Here is a 15,669-nt window from a genome sequence, read left to right on the forward strand (position 1 = left end):
TCGAGATCATGCAGCCGCTCGAGGCTGGTGACGGCGGCTCGGCGGCGCGCGTCGGCGAGGTTCGCTGGCGGCTCGGCGGCGCAGGCATCGTCGCCGCCGGCCTGCTCGCCGAGGCCCGCGGTGATCGCAATCAGGCCCGGGCGTTGCTGTTGTCCGGGGGCGAGCTGTCCGAGCCAACCTGGCCGCGCCACGCGATCTCGCTGGCGTGGGGGTGGCTGTCCGCCGAGGCGATCGATCGCGGGGCGTGGCGCGAGGTCGAGTTTCTCGCCCGCACCGCGCCCATCGAGTCGCCGATGACAAAATTTCTGGGCGCGGTCGCGGCTCGGTTGACGGGCATCGCACCGCTGCCGAACGACCTGCAGCTGCGCTGGCGGTGGTTCGCGGCGCCGCGGCGCTTCGCTACCCACGAGCTGCTGCGTCGCGCGCTCGCGGCCCCTGCAGCTCCGCGCGAGAGTCAGCCACGCACGCGGACGCCCGCACCCACGCTGCCAGAGGGCAAGCCGCTGCTCGCGGCGATGACACTGCACGCCCACACCCTCGGCCGCGATCCCGCCGGGCTCACCCGCGACGATCTCGGCGAGCTCGCGCGGGCCTGGGACCGGGCGCTGGCTGACCCCGACCTCGAGCGACGCCTGATCGAACGCGGGACCGCGCTGGGCACCCACGAGAGCGAGCGACACCCGGATCATCTCGCCGAGATGGTCCGCGACGATCTGCTTGGGTTGGTCCGCGCCGCGGGTCTCGAGCTCGGTCAATTGGGCGACGACAGCGAGCTGCTCGGGCGGGCAGCCCGGCGCTTGCACGGGGATCTGCTCGACGCGCTCGAGGTCGCAACCGGTGCGCTCGAGTCCCGGGTTCAGGCCAAGCGCGAGCTCCCGCCGCTCGACGAGTGGCAGAGCTTCCTGGGCCTGCGCGAGCAGTACGCGGAGGCGGTCGCGCTGGGCGGGCTGCCGCTGCGGCGCCTGGCGTTCGAGAACTTGCACGCGCCAGCGTGCTCGCTCGCGGTGTGGCTGTGGAACGACCGCAGCGAGCGGGCGATCGGCAACGCGATCTTCAACTGGCTGCTGGCCGAGGCGATCGTGGTCGATGACGCGGAGGCGATTCGCCTGCAAGAGCGCAACGTCGACTGCGGGGTCTGACGCGACGACGCGGCTACTCAGCCGGCGTCACGATTGGACAGCCGACTGCCCGGCACGCTTGCATCGAGCCGAGACAGACCATGACCTGCGAGAACCCGGCCCGCATCAACACCGTCGCCGCGATGGTGGCGCGCCTGCCAGTGCTGCAAAAGGTCACCACCGGGCGGACATCCGGCACCTCGTTGATGCGCCTGCCCAGCTCCCCCACGTAGATGTTTGTGGCACCCGGCAGCACGCCGCTTGCGAGCTCGTCCTCGCCACGCACGTCGAGCAAGGTGAAGGACACGCCGGTATCGAGCCAGTGGCTGAGGTCCGCGGCATGCAGGGTCGGGATGTTCTCGTACTGGCGCCCGCTGACCTCCCAGCCGTGCAGGCCGCCGCGCAGATAGGCCTCGACCTGCTCGTAACCCAGTCGCCATAGCTGCCGGGTCACGTCGGCCCGCATCTCGGCGTCGCCACCGATCAAGCCGATCGGCGTCTGGTGGTCCAGGTACCAGCCAGCAAAGCCCGAGATCATGTCGTGGGGAGCCCCGTAGCTGCCCGGGACCATGGCGCCGATGATCGCCTCGGGGCTGCGCACGTCGAGCGCGACCATCCCAGCGGCCATCCGGTCCGCGAAGGCCTCTGGCGAGAGCGGCTTGGGGACCGGCAGCCTTCCACCGGGCTGCCCTTGCAGGTTGCGCCGCTCCATCTCCTGGAAATACGGTGGATAGTAGTGATGCTCTGCGAGCTTGCGCGCGATGAATTCCTCGCGGTCGAGCTGTAGCGCCGGGTTGACGAGCCGCTCATGGCCCAGCGTGGAGAACGAGCGGTCGGCGATTGCGCCGCCGCAGATCGAGCCGGGGCCGTGCCCGGGGTGCAGCGTGACCCCGTCACCGAGCGGCAACAGCTTGTCGAAGATGCTGTCATACAGGAGACCCGCGACCTCGCGCGGGCGATCGGGATAAAAGTCAGTGCGCCCCACCTCACCGAAAAACAGGGTGTCGCCGGTGAACACGGCCAGCGGCTGCTTGGATGGGTCGGGACCGCAGACAACGATCGAGATGCTCTCGTCGGTGTGCCCCGGTGTCTCGAGGATGCTCAGGCGAAGCTCGCCGATGTCAAAGCTGTCACCCTCGCTCGTCGGGCGGCCATAGGCAAACTCGAGCTTCTCTCCATGATACACCGCCGCGCCCGTCCGCCGCGACAGCGCAAACGCACCGGAGATGTAATCCTCATTTCTGTGAGTCTCGAAGACATGAGTAATCTGGGCGTCGTTGTGCGCGGCGATCTGCATGTAGATGTCAAGATCACGGCGAGGATCGACGACCACCGCCTGCCCGGCGTCACCGAAAACATAGGAATAATGGGCCAACCCTTTGGAGCGAATACGTCGGAAGAACATTGGCTAGTTTCGTTTCGTGCGGGGCGCCGCGGCTCGCTGCGTCGCGTGGCATCAAGATGGGAGAACGCGCGCGATTGACAACCCTGCTCTCGAGTTTTGCGCGCTCGAGAGCGCCCCGCCGCGCCATCCGTCACGCTCACGGGCACGCGGGGGCGACGTCCTCGAGGTTCAGCGACGCCTGCGCTTCGACGGTCTGCAAGGTCGCCTGAGGGTTGAGCTCGGCGCAGCCTCCGGTCACGATCGCGACGCCGTCGTCGTCGATGTCGAACACGATCGTGTTCGCGGCGTCGTCTTGGAACCGGCTGTTGCTGACCTGCAGCTGGGCGCCGCTGACCACGTGCAGCTGCGCCTGGGTGCCCGAGCCCCCGCGCTTGTTTGGATCGAGGCCCACACACTCGACAAATTCCCCCTGGCCCCAGAACCGGAAGTTGCGCTTGTTGTCGACGGCGATCGCCCTGAGCAGCGTGGTCTCGGTCGACTTGAGATCGTAGCCGCCGTCGGTGTTGCCGGCGGCGTAGGTGTCCTCGAACAGGAGGTTGGTGTTGTCGCGCTCGCTCGAGAAGCCGTCCGCGTTCCAGTAGCCCTCGACGTCGAGCTGGCGGTGATTGAGCATGACCGCGCGGCGAACGACCGCGTCGTGGGCGAATTGGTAGAAGGTCAGCCCGGTCGAGAATGACTCGTACTGCTGGGACTCCGAGTCACCAAAGACGTCTTCAATCAGTACGTCGTGGGTGCTGTACTGCAAGCGCGCGACGGCCCGCGCGTAGCCGCGGACGCTGATGTCTTTGAGGATCAGGCCGGTGATCGTCGACTCGGACTCGCCGCCGCCAGCGTAGTCTTCTAGCAGGCGGTGGACGTTGCGCGCGACCACGTTCTCGATGTGCAGATCTTCGAGGTCTCCCGTGGTTCGCCACACGCCGTTACCTTGATTGGCGAAGTCGAGGTTGATGAAGTGCAGATGATCGGCGCCGGGCTGCAGCCGAAAGACCGTGCCACCCGTGGCGCCGTCGGGGACCCACGGATCTGCGCGGCTGCCGACAAAGCGCGGGCGGCCGGCGTCGTGCCAGTCTGCGCCGACGCCCCGGATCACCACGGGAGCCTCGGCGCTGCCGCCAGCGCTGATCGCCAGCTCGCCGTTGATCATGTAGTCGCCCATGCCTGCGTGGATCCACATCTCATCGCCGGGCGCGGCGGCGGCGATCAGCCCAGGCAGCTGGGTCAGACCCGCCGGGTCTTCGAGGCTCGCGCCGCTGCCGGCCCCAGCAGGGGTGATGTGAAAGACCGCGCCGTCCGGCCCGTCGCGCAGCGCCCCAGCGCCGAACAGCTCGAACGCCGACAGCAGCGGCATCTCGCTGCCGGGGACCCGCACGAGCTCGATGTCGAGCCAGGCTTCGGCCTCGATCTCGACAACCACGCTGGACGCGACGCCGCCGTCGACGAGGGCGGACAGGTCGAGGACCTCGCCCATGGGCTGGCCATCGATGAGGAGCTGCGCCAGGCGTGTGCCGGGCCCCGCGGATGGCCCGGAGAAGTGCAGGCGCAGCTGGTAGGGACCTGGCTCGACGGGGAGCGCGTAGCGGAGCTGGCCCGTGCCGCCCTCGAGCTCTGGCGCTTCGACGCGGCCACTCTCCAGCACCTCGGCGGGCAGCTCCGCCGGGACCGTTGCCCCTGGCATGGGAGGGTCGAGCATGAACACCTGCGTATCTGGGCTGAAACGATAGGGGGAGGCTTGCGTGTCGTCGGCGAGGAACTCGGCGATCGCCGGGCCGCCAACGTTGACGCGGATCACAGGTGGACCGAGCTCGACGCCCCCGTCGGTGTCCGTGTCCGTGTCCGTGTCCGTGTCCGTGTCCGTGTCCGTGTCCGTGTCGGTGTCGGTGTCCGTGTCCGTCCCCGCGCTCGTGTCGGTGTCCGCCTCGGACGAGGTCGTGCTCGACTCGGTGCCGCTCGATTCGGTGCCAGCCGAAGCGCTGGTCTCGGCCCCCTCCCCAGCGGGCTCGCCACAGGCCAGGAGCGTGACGGCGGCGATGATCGTGCAGCTATTCTCCCAGCGCATGCGCGCGAAGGGTAACAGCGCAGGGGGGCAGCCCACCACGCGCACGCCCCCCATCGCGCGGGTCGCCAAATTTGGGGCGTCAATGCGCGAAATTCGGGCTCTGAGCCCGCGTGAATGAGATGCGCGGGGGGACGTCCGAAGTCGCTCCAATGACCCAGAGCGCATCGATCCACCGAGCCTTGGCCTTGTTTCTCATCCCCCTCACTTTCACCGCGTGTGGTGACCCAAGCGCGAACGACACAGACGACAGCGCGACGGGCGAAGACACCGCGCAAGCGAGCGAGACGAGCGAGACGAACGACACGAGTGATACCGGGGAGGAGTCGCCGGGTCCCGTGTGTGGCGATGGGGTGGTCGAGGGGGATGAAGCGTGTGAGCCGAGCGAGGCTGACCCGGAGTCGCCGTGCACCGACGATTGTCAGCTGCACGTGCAAGACGGATGGACGACGCGCCTGGACGGCGTGGCGTTGAACGCGGTGGCCGTCGCGGATGACGGGCGTGTGTTTGCCGCGGGGCGGCAGACCGCCGGGCTCAATGATGATCTGTTGGTGCAGCTGTTGGAGCCCGACGGCTCGCTCGGGTGGACGTACACGCGCGACACCGACTCCGTCGATCTCGAGGAAGCGACCGACATCGGAATCCTGCCCTCGGGCGACATCGTCGTCACGGGGATCATGCACGAGCATGAGTTCGCCTTCAGCGAGGCCGCGTATGTGCTTCGCCTCGACGCCGCGACGGGCGAGCGCGTGTGGCAGACCAAGATCGGCAAGATCGGCCAAGCCGTGGAGGCGCGCAGCGCGAAGCTCGCGGTCGACGCGGCGGGGGAGATCGCGGTGGTGTCCTCGGAGCAAGGTCAGGGCGATCAGAAGGCGGTCATCTTCAGCAGCTACTCTGCCGACGGGGATCTGCTGCGACGAAACGAGCGAGCAGATGTCAGTGGATTCGCCATTCGCGTGATCGCTAGCGGGCCCGGAACCTTCGCCGTCTTGTCCTGGTTGGACAACGAAGCCTATGTTGTGCGTCCAGATGAAGCTGGCGACTTTGTGGTCGACGAGTCGCTCGCCGGGACGTTGTTGGGGACCCACGACTTCGCCTTCGCGCCTGACGATACCCTGGTCTACCTCGACAGCGCGATCACTGCGACCGACCAAAATGGCGCCACGCTGTGGACCAGCTTGGTCGGCGGGTTGGGGCGGTCCCTCGATATTCGCAGCGACGGTATTGTGTATACGGTGAGTCACCCGGGCATCGTCGATACCGTCGATGTGAAGGCGTTCTCGGACACGGGCGAGCCCTTGTGGACCCGCGAATATGCCGATGTGCTGAACGCGACCGGCATGGACACCGGCGCGACCGCCATCGCGGTGGTGGGCACAGACCCGGATGCAGCTCCAGGCGCCGATCCCTCGAGTTGGGTCCGTGTCCTCGTGCTTCCAACGCTGCTCCCGTGATCCGCACGCGCAGGGCCTCGACCCGTAGTCTCTGAACCGCGAGGTTCGGTTCACACCGACCGGTTCACACGGGCGTGTCAACCACGCTGTGATTCACGCGGGTCGTCGACGCCGAAGCCCAAGCAGCCCAAGCAGCCCGGCTAGACCAAGCAGGCTGGTCGGGGGGCCATCGCTTTGGCAGTTGCAGCCGTCGGATTCGCCGAGACCTGCGCCCCCGGTTCCGTCTCCAAAGCCGGTCCCCGCGCCATCGCCCGACTCGCCACCACCACCGCCGCCATCCGTTCCCGTGCCTGCGTCGGCGCCACCGGTCTCCGCAGGTTCGCCGTCCCCGTCCCCGTCACCGCTGCCGTCCCCGTCCCCGTCACCGTCCCCGCCGCCTTCGTCTTCGCCGCCGCCTGCAAAGCCGATGTCGACGAACGCAAAGCTCTGCTCGCTCAGCGGATCCTGACCGACGCAGGTGACGTAGTCGAACGTCCAGATCGCCGGGATGAACCAGCCGTCGGGCAGCTTTGGCTTCCCGACCGCCTGAACGACCATCGTCACCGTCCGACCCACGCCGGGGCCCATGTCGCCAAGCTCGACGCCGGTGACCAGGTCCGCGGTGTCGACCGGCTGTTGGTTGGCGTCGCCCGGGACATCGTCGAGCGAGAACGAGACCAGCTCGAGCCCCTGTCCCAGCGGCGCAGTGAACCAGAGCGCGGTCGCGCCCACCTCTCCCTCGTTGACCAGGGTCATCGTGATCGTGCTCTGCTCGCCAACCCCGATCAGCAGCGGCGCAACCTCGACGGCGGTGCTGCCCTCGAAGTCGGGGGCGCTCACGTCGATCGCCAAGCCGGCGAGCACCGGCATGAACGAGTCGTCGGTGGTGACCGCTCGCAGCACCGCCGAGGTCTGGCCATTGCTGAGCTGGTTGTTGGCGGACGAGAGCGCGACCGTGGTGACGTCCCACCCCTGCCGCCCACCAACAACGTTCTGGCCGGCGAGGGCGTCGTGGTTGGCGTCTCCCGAGCTCCCGAGCGGGTCGATCATGCCGTCGCCGCCGTTCACCTGCGAGGCAAAAAAATTGTTGGCGGGGTTGTTGGGGCCCGACAGCTGCGCGAATGGACCTTGGCCCGTCGCCGCGATCTGGAAGGTGTCGCCGGTTCGGTGAGCGTCGCCCTCGAGCGCGCTGATCACCGCGACAGCTTCGACCTTGCCCTGCGGCGGCGTGCAAAACCCCGACACCAGGTAGTCGACGGTCGCGCCTTCGTCGACGAATTGGCCCCCAACAAATACGCTGAGGTTGCGGATTGACGCGTGGCTCGTGCGGTAGACGACCACCAGTGACCAGCCGGCCGCGTTGAGTGTGTCGACCGAGCTGTCCTGCGTCGCCGGGACCCCCGTGACGGTAAAGGTGGCGGAGAGCTGATCGGCGACAAACTCGGTCACTTCGGCCGAGCGCATGTAGTAGTTGATCTCCAGACCGCCGCCCCCGATCTCGGCCAGGGTGACGGCGGTCTGCGGCGAAGGCACAGCGTCGAAGGTCATGCCATTCGCCGCGAGCGTGACCGCGACACCGAGGTGAGCGCTGACGTCCTCCGCGCCATGGAGATAGCTGCCACCCCAGACCAGCTCGGCGTAGAGGATCTCGATCCCGGACGAGTCCTCGGGCAGCTCGAGCACCGCCGACGAGCTGTTGAGCTGCCAGTCCCAGGTGGTGCCGGCCGACCACGGGTTACCAGGGTTGGCGGGTTGATTGTCGATCAGCAGTGGATCTGGGGTTAGAAACGTGCCGATCGAGTCCCGGGTACCCGGTCCATTGGCGCCGGTCTGCTTGGCCAGACCCAGGGTGTTCCCGATGCTGACGATGCCGCCCTTGGCCGTGACCGAGAAGCGCAATTCGCTCGCTTCCGCGGGTACCGCGAAAGTGGCAAACAGGATGATGGAAGCGGCAAATACAGCGTGGGGGATTCGCACCATGTCGCATCATAACGCTCATCACATCGCCGTAATACTGAAACCGACATTGGCCCAAAGTGCAACGGATGTCATGCGCTGACACGACATCGAGTGCCGGCATTGTCATTTCGCCCAACATCGCACTCGATGGCAATTTCATATCACTACATGTTTTCGTGGCGCTGCGTATTCTTCACACCTGCAACTCATGATTGCGTCGGTGTGGGGTCGCTAATTACTGTCACTCGGACACGGGGCACGCCGCGCCATCCGCCGGGCGCCCACGCCGACGGACGGCGCGGTCCCATACCAAAGATCAGTCGCCAAACACGCGAGACCGCCGGTTTCCGGGCTCGAAAACAACTCCTTGACACCACCCGACCGGCCTGGCAAAACAACTGAACACAGACACAGGTGTTCAGATGACTAGCGCCCCCAAGCCTCAAGCCCCGCCTCCAGACCCCGTCCGGGCCGTCCTCGACCTGTTTGATGGCCCGCTGGCGGAGATCCAGTTCCCCGACCTCGACCGCGAGACCCTGCGCGAAGCCGCAGATGAGGTCGAGCGGCGTCGCGCGAGCCTGTCCGAGGCGCTCGAGACCGTTCAAGCCGCCAGGAACAGCCTCGAGGCCGGCCAGGGCAAGCTGCTCGAGCAGGTCCGCCGGGCCTACGCGTACGCCAGCGTCTACGCCGAGGGCGACGAGGCCCTGACCGCCGCGCTCGCAGACATCAAGCTCGACGCCCGCAAGCTCGCGCCCAAGAAGAAGCGCGGTCGGCCGCGCAAGGGCGGCACCAAACACCAGACCAGCCTCTCGGTCGCCGAAGACGCCGCCTGAGCGGCGACGGAGCGACCACCTCCCACCTCCGAACTCCCTGCGCGCGTCGTCGCTGCCTCGCCTCCCGGCGGGTCCGCTGCCCGCGTTTCCCCGCTGCACAGCCCCGCTCCGCTGCCATGGTGAACTCCGCTCTGAGCCTCGCTCCTCAGCCCCCGATCGAGCTGCAATTCAGCGCAGACGATCGCCCGGCCCAGATCTGCGAGCGCGTGGCCACCTACGCGCTGCGCGAGGCCGGGGCGATCGGCAGTCGTCGCTTCTTTGCGGCGGTCGCCGTCGCGCTCGGCCGCGCCTCGCAGGGGCCTGCCGCGCTCGAAGCCGGCGGCGCCCTCGCCCAAGAGTTGGCCCGACACGTGCGCGAGCCTTGGGTCCGCGACGGCATCGATCGCGGCCTGGATCTGTTCCACACCTGCATCGACGAGACCGGTCGGCGCTGCGTGGCCGCGCTGGTCGCGGAGTACTTTGGCTGGCGCGAGCCACCGGATCGCTTCTTTCATCGGGTCGGGTCGGTCCTCGCGGGTCGTGACGCGACCGACCTCGTACGGCTCTCGTTCGTCACGTCTGGATACGCGCGCACGCCCAAGCCGGCCAGCGACGAGCTTCGCTTGCTCGCGGCGGTGCCGGCTCCTGATCGCGCCAGCCAGGTCCGCGAGTCTGCCGTGGCGATGCAGCCAGGCTGGCAGTCCAGCTGGGAGCGCCGCCTGACGGTCATCGCGTTCGTGGGGGAGCCCCGGCGCGAGCGGCTTCGCAGCGCGACAGAGATCCCCAGCCTCGGCAGCGATCACTTGATCGGATCGCTCGCCCGCGCGCAGTTCGGCCAGCTCGCGGAGCCGGACGCATGCGAGGTGCCGCTGGTCGGTCGCCCGGTGCTTTGGTTTCCCCCCGAAGTCGACCACGACGTGCGTCGCCTGCATCTGCTGCTCGCCAGCGCGATCGCCTGAGCGCGCCCGGGCGGGCGATCTGCGTCACAATTGGCCGAACACGCCGCGCGCCCCGTGCAACCGCCAACGCGCTCGACAGCGCCCCGTCCACGCGCGAAGCTACCGCCCGCGTGAGCGAGCGAAAGCCCCCCTTTGGCAAGATCCTGGTCGCCAACCGTGGCGAGATCGCCCTGCGAGTGTTTCGAACCTGCCGCGAGCACGGCATCCGCACCGTCGCGGTCTACAGCGACGGCGATCGCAACGCGGCCCACGTCGCGGGCGCCGACGAAGCGGTCCACATCGGCCCGACGCCCTCGGCCCAGAGCTACCTGGTCGCTGACAAGATCATCGCGGCCGCCAAGCACACGGGCGCCGACGCGATCCACCCCGGCTACGGGTTCTTGTCGGAGCGCGCCAGCTTCGTCGCCGCCTGCGAGGCCGCGAATATCGCGTTCATTGGACCGGGTGCCCACGCGATGGAGCTCATGGGTGACAAGGTCCGCGCCCGCAAGGCCATGCTCGCGGCCGGCGTCCCGCTGGTGCCAGGTCGCGAGGATCTGGCCGACGTCAACGCTGCGCTCGGGGCTGCCCGCGAGATCGGCTACCCATTGATGCTCAAGGCTTCGGCCGGCGGCGGCGGCAAGGGCATGCGCGTGGTCCACGACGACGACCAACTCCGGCGCGGGTTCGCGGCCGCCAAGCGCGAGGCCGAGGCCGCGTTCGGCGATGGCCGGCTGTTCGTCGAGCGGGCCGTGCTCGGGGCCCGCCACGTCGAGATCCAGCTGATGGCCGACCGCCACGGCGAGGTCGTGTACCTCAACGAGCGCGACTGCTCGATCCAGCGCCGCCACCAAAAGGTCATTGAAGAGGCCCCGTGTCCGGGCCCGCAGATGACCCCGGCGATCCGCCGGGCGATGGGCGAGGTCGCCTGCCGCGTCGCCAAGGCCGTCGACTACGTTGGCGCCGCGACGGTCGAGTTCTTGTTCGAAGAGCACGAGCACGGCGAGCCCAGCTTCTACTTCTTGGAGATGAACACGCGCCTGCAGGTCGAGCACCCGGTCACCGAGATGACCACGGGTCGCGACCTCGTGTGGGACATGATCCGCGTGTGCGCGGGCGAGCCGCTTGGCTACTCGCAGGCCGACGTGCGCTTGAATGGCCACGCGATCGAGTGCCGGATCTACGCCGAGGACGCGCTGCGCTTCTTGCCCAGCCCCGGTCCGCTGCTGCGCCTGCGCTGGCCCGAGGGTCCCGGCGTTCGCGTTGACGCGGCGGTCCGTGAAGGCAGCGAGGTCTCGAGCCACTACGACCCGATGATCGCCAAGCTCATCGCCTGGGGTCCCGACCGCGCGATCGCGACAGAGCGGATGCGTCGGGCCCTGCAGGACACGGTCGTGCTGGGGATCGAATGCAACATCAATTTCCACCTGCGGGTGCTCGCCGAGCCCGACTTTCGCGCGGGCCGGTTCGACACGCACTACATCGATGCCCACCCGGCGCTCACGGTCGCTGCGGAGCTCGCCGAGGATCACTCACGCGCGACGGCGGCTGCTGCGGCCGCTGTAGTCTCACGCGCAGGCGCAGCGCGCCGCGACGCAGGTCGCCCCGCGAGCGCGGATGAGCCCCGCCTGTCCGCGTGGCAGCAAGCAGTGCGGATCCGCGGCTGAGCCCCGCGCGACCGACCTGGGCCGAACTTGTTCGAACTGGTTCGGCGGCGCTTGACCCGGCTGCGTGATCGTGCCAATCCGAGCGCCCGTGCGGCGGCAGAGTTCCCCCAAACGGACCAAGTTCATCTTCGTGACCGGCGGCGTGGTGTCGTCCCTAGGCAAGGGGCTGTGCGCCGCTTCCTTGGGCGCTCTGCTCGAGAACCGCGGTCTGAACGTTGGTCTGCAAAAGCTCGACCCCTACTTGAACGTGGACCCGGGCACGATGAGCCCGACCCAGCACGGCGAAGTGTTCGTGACGGACGACGGGTGCGAGACCGATCTCGACCTCGGCCACTACGAGCGCTTTGTGTCGCACCGCATGTCGCGACACAGCAACTACACGTCGGGCCAGATCTACAGCACCGTGCTCGAGAAGGAGCGCAAGGGCGACTACCTGGGTCAGACCGTGCAGGTGATCCCGCACGTCACCAACGAGATCAAGCTTGCGATCCTGACCGCGGCCGAGGGCACCGACGTGCTGATCTGCGAGATCGGCGGGACCGTGGGCGACATCGAGTCGCTGCCCTTCCTCGAGGCGGTCCGCCAGCTGCGCTTCGAGCTTGGCAGCGACAACGCGATCTTCGTGCACCTGACCTTGCTCCCCTACTTGCCGACCGCTGGCGAGATCAAGACCAAGCCGACCCAGCACTCGGTCATGAAGATGCGCGAGATCGGGATCCAGCCCGACATCTTGGTGTGCCGCGCCGACCACCCGATCGAGGCCGACATCCGCGAGAAGATCGCGTTGTTCACCAACGTCGCGCTGGCCCACGTGATCCCGATGCTCGACGCCGAGACGATCTACGGCGTCCCATTGGCCCTGCACGAGAGCCGGCTCGACGACGCGGTCTGCGAGCTGCTCAACATCTGGAGCCGCGAGCCGCAGCTCGACGAGTGGCGCCGGATCGTCGAGGTCATCAAGCACCCCGCCCACCAGGTCAAGATCGGCGTGGTCGGCAAGTACGTGGATCTGCACGAGTCGTACAAGAGCCTGTCCGAGGCGCTGGTCCACGGCGGCGTGGCCAACAACGCTGGCGTCCAGATCCAGTATCTGGACGCCGAGCAGATCTCGACCCGTGGACCCACGCTGTTGGCCGAGCTCGACGGGATCTTGGTGCCGGGTGGGTTTGGCAAGCGTGGCAGCGCCGGCAAGATCGAGGCGATCCGCTGGGCCCGAGAGAACAAGATCCCGTTCTTCGGGATCTGCCTGGGCATGCAGCTCGCGGTGATCGAGTACGCCCGCAACGTCGCCGGCATCGAGCACGCGCAGAGCTCCGAGTTCGAGGACAACCCCGCGCAGCCGGTCATCGACCTGATGGACACGCAAGAGAAGGTCACCCACAAGGGCGGGACGATGCGGCTTGGGGCCTACGACTGCGAGCTGATCCCGAACACGCTGGCCCGGCGGATCTACGGCGACGCCCAGGTCTCGGAGCGGCACCGCCACCGCTGGGAATTCAACAACGCCTACCGCGAGCCCCTGCGCGAGGCCGGCCTGATGCTCAGCGGCCTGTCGCCTGACGGCAAGCTCGTCGAGATGGTCGAGCTCCCCGCGAGCACGCACCCCTACTTCATCGGCTGCCAGTTCCACCCCGAGTTCAAGAGCCGCCCGACCGCCTCGCACCCGCTGTTCACGGCGTTCGTCGGCGCGGCGCTCGAGCACGCCAAGCTCCGCGCCGAGTGAGCGACGCGTTGGTGATCGCCAACACCGTCTCGCGAGTTCCGCAAGCGCAATCGAACGCTCGCGCGCTACAACGCCCCCTGTTGTTGACACGTTGACACGCGCGAGGTCGTGACCAGCCGGATTTCTCCCTTTGGGTGATGAACGCGATCTGCTAACGTGAAGCTGCCTCATGGTTCTTCACATGCGCCAAGAGCTGCGAATGTCGCAGCAGCTCGTGATGACCCCGCAGCTGCAGCAGGCCATCAAGCTGCTGCAGCTCTCGCGCATGGAGCTCCAGGACCTCGTCCGCAACGAGCTGCTGGAGAACCCGCTGCTCGAAGAGTCGCAGGAGATGGGCACCTCGAACGAGGAGCCGGTGTCCGCCGTGGAGATGCAAGACGGCGTCGAGCAGCAGGGCGACTCGGGCGAGAACAAGCCGGCCGAGCAGCCCAGCCAAGAGGTCAAGGCCGACGAGCCAAACGCCGACAATTTCGATTGGGAGGCGTACCTCGAGCACCACTCGCTGTCCGGCGGCCTGCCGGCCAGCGCCGTTCGCCCCGACGACGACCTGCCCGGGCTCGAGCAGACCATGGCCGACGAGGAGACCCTCGTCGAGCACTTGATGTGGCAGGTGCGCCTGTCGAATTTCAGCGCCCTCGAAGAGGACGTCGCCGAGTACATCGTCCGCAGCCTGTCACCGTCTGGCTATCTGCGCGGCGTCACGCTGCCGCAGATGGCACGCCGACTGGGCTGCTCGACGCTGCTGGTCGAGCAGGTTCTGCGCCGGGTTCAGCAGCTCGATCCACTTGCGATCGCGTCGCGCAACCTCGCCGAGGTCCTGTGGATCCAAGCCCGGCACCCCGAGCACCCAATTGATGACCCGCTGGTCCTGGCGATCATCGCCAAGCACCTGCCCAACCTCGAAAAGCGCGCCTACCCCGTGGTCGCCCGCGACACGGGCGAAGCCCTGGAAGAGGTGTACGAGGCCACCAAGGTGATCATGGGCCTCGAGCCCCGCCCGGCGCGCCAGTTCGTGTCCGAGTCCCCGCAGTACGTCACCCCCGACGTCTACGTGCACAAGATCGGCGAAGAGTACCTCGTCACCCTCAACGACGACGGCCTCCCCAAGCTCAAGATCTCCAACTACTACAAGGCCGCGATGCTCGCCGACGGCAAGGGCAAGGGCGGCAAGGGTCAGGGCAAGGGCGCCGGCAAGAGCCTGGGCAAGGGCGACACCGGCCAGGCCAAGGACTACATCACCGAGCGCCTGCGGTCTGCGCAGTGGTTGATCCGGTCGATCCAGCAGCGGCAGCGGACGATCCTCAAGGTCACCAAGTCCATCCTCAAATTTCAGCGCGAATTCTTCGAGAAGGGCCCGCAGCACCTGCGCCCGCTGATCCTCAAGGATGTCGCCGAAGACATCGAGATGCACGAGTCCACGGTCAGCCGCGTGACCACCAACAAGTACGTGCACACGCCGCAAGGCATCTTCGAGCTCAAGTACTTCTTCAACGCTGGGATCTCCAAGCGCGGCGGCGGCGAGCTCGCTTCCGAGGCGGTCAAGGACAAGATCAAGCGCCTGGTCGACGCCGAGGACACCAAGAAGCCCTACAGCGACCAGAAGCTGGTCGAGCTGCTGCGCGACGATGGCATCAAGATCGCAAGGCGGACCGTCGCTAAATATCGTGAACAGCTACACCTGTTGTCGAGTTCAAAGCGACGTAAGCTATTCTAAGGATCACCGGGGGGATCACCGAGAAGCTCACCGGGATCATCACCAACTGCCAGCCATCTTGCACGCCCGTCCTGACACCGTGACCTGCGCCGAACCACCTACGAGTTCGGGCAATAAAATCGTCCTTTTCACCCACTGCTCTCACTTCGAGGTCGGACTTTGGATGAGCCAAAGTCGCCCCGAGGTCGAGCGAGTCGAACATCAATTCGGCATACGGAGGTAGCACTACATGCAAACCCAATTCGTGTTCCGCCACATGGACTCATCCGATGCACTGCGCAACTACGCAGAAGAGCGCCTGACCAAGATCAAGCGTTACTTTTCGGATCCTCTGAAGGTCAGCTGCACCTTCACTGTGGAGAAAATCAACCATATCGCGCAGTTCGACGTCACGCTGCGCAACGGCCTGCAGCTGCTCGCGTCGGAGACGACTGAGAATATGTACAGCTCGATCGACATGGCGCTCGCCAAGATGGAGCGACAGGTCAGGCGCTACAAAGACCGCATCACCACGCACAAGCCGCAAAAAGGCAAGATCGCGCGGGTTCGCCAGACTGTGCTGGCCGGCGGCTCCTTTGACGAGCCCGAGACCATGGTCGAGGCCGAGCGGCGGCGCGCCGCGGAGCAGGCGGAGGGCGCGGTCGTCGAAAAGTCCGTCAACATCGTCCGCGAGCGAGAGTTCCGCGCCGAGCGGCTGACCGTGCAAGACGCGGTCATGCAGCTCAACTTGATGCACAAGCAATTCTTGGTGTTCACCAACACCGAAACCGGCGACATCAACGTGATCTACCGGATGGACGACGACTACGGGTTGATCGAGACCCGCGGTCACGTCGAAGACGCGTGA

10 protein-coding genes and 1 pseudogene are annotated in these 15,669 nt (G+C 67.0%); 8 read left to right on the forward strand and 3 right to left on the reverse strand.

Annotation, left to right across the window (positions count from 1 at the left end):
• Positions 1-1,139: pseudogene (locus DB30_RS30070) on the forward strand (hypothetical protein); the annotation flags it as partial.
• A 13-nt stretch (positions 1,140-1,152) separates the two neighbouring features.
• Here the strand turns inward: DB30_RS30070 and DB30_RS30075 are convergent.
• Positions 1,153-2,523 carry an MBL fold metallo-hydrolase gene (locus DB30_RS30075; protein ID WP_052555452.1) on the reverse strand — a complete coding sequence of 457 codons (1,371 nt, stop codon included), beginning with the start codon at positions 2,521-2,523 and terminating at the stop codon, positions 1,153-1,155.
• A gap of 136 nt (positions 2,524-2,659) precedes the next feature.
• Positions 2,660-4,579: a hypothetical protein gene (locus DB30_RS30080; protein ID WP_052555454.1), complete on the reverse strand. Its 1,920-nt coding sequence runs from the start codon at positions 4,577-4,579 to the stop codon at positions 2,660-2,662.
• Positions 4,580-4,728: 149 nt separating this feature from the next.
• Between DB30_RS30080 and DB30_RS30085 the strand changes: the two genes are divergently transcribed.
• A complete protein-coding gene (locus DB30_RS30085) occupies positions 4,729-6,030 on the forward strand; it encodes an outer membrane protein assembly factor BamB family protein (RefSeq protein WP_052555456.1) in 1,302 nt (433 codons plus the stop codon).
• Positions 6,031-6,123: 93 nt separating this feature from the next.
• Here DB30_RS30085 and DB30_RS30090 read toward each other — a convergent pair whose 3' ends face one another.
• A complete protein-coding gene (locus DB30_RS30090) occupies positions 6,124-7,989 on the reverse strand; it encodes an MYXO-CTERM sorting domain-containing protein (RefSeq protein WP_146661249.1) in 1,866 nt (621 codons plus the stop codon).
• Positions 7,990-8,390: 401 nt separating this feature from the next.
• Here DB30_RS30090 and DB30_RS30095 point away from each other — a divergent pair, with 401 nt between their 5' ends.
• From DB30_RS30095 to hpf, 6 genes are all read left to right on the forward strand, one after another.
• Positions 8,391-8,801 (forward strand): hypothetical protein, encoded by a 411-nt coding sequence (locus tag DB30_RS30095; RefSeq protein WP_052555460.1) that lies wholly within the window; start codon positions 8,391-8,393, stop codon positions 8,799-8,801.
• A gap of 116 nt (positions 8,802-8,917) precedes the next feature.
• Positions 8,918-9,739, forward strand: coding sequence for a hypothetical protein (locus DB30_RS30100; RefSeq protein WP_052555463.1), 822 nt, complete (start codon positions 8,918-8,920; stop codon positions 9,737-9,739).
• Positions 9,740-9,849: 110 nt separating this feature from the next.
• Positions 9,850-11,385 carry an acetyl-CoA carboxylase biotin carboxylase subunit gene (locus DB30_RS30105; RefSeq protein ID WP_052555465.1) on the forward strand — a complete coding sequence of 512 codons (1,536 nt, stop codon included), beginning with the start codon at positions 9,850-9,852 and terminating at the stop codon, positions 11,383-11,385.
• 88 nt (positions 11,386-11,473) lie between these two features.
• Entirely contained in the window at positions 11,474-13,108 is a 1,635-nt protein-coding gene (locus DB30_RS30110) for a CTP synthase (protein WP_052555496.1), read from the forward strand.
• A gap of 169 nt (positions 13,109-13,277) precedes the next feature.
• Entirely contained in the window at positions 13,278-14,822 is a 1,545-nt protein-coding gene (gene rpoN, locus DB30_RS30115; RefSeq protein ID WP_052555466.1) for an RNA polymerase factor sigma-54, read from the forward strand.
• Positions 14,823-15,051: 229 nt separating this feature from the next.
• Complete coding sequence (gene hpf / locus DB30_RS30120) at positions 15,052-15,669, forward strand: ribosome hibernation-promoting factor, HPF/YfiA family (protein WP_052555468.1); 618 nt, start codon at positions 15,052-15,054, stop codon at positions 15,667-15,669.

Origin of the sequence: Enhygromyxa salina (assembly GCF_000737335.2) — a bacterium.
In the GTDB taxonomy this organism is placed as follows: Bacteria; Myxococcota_A; Polyangia; order Nannocystales; family Nannocystaceae; genus Plesiocystis; species Plesiocystis salina_C.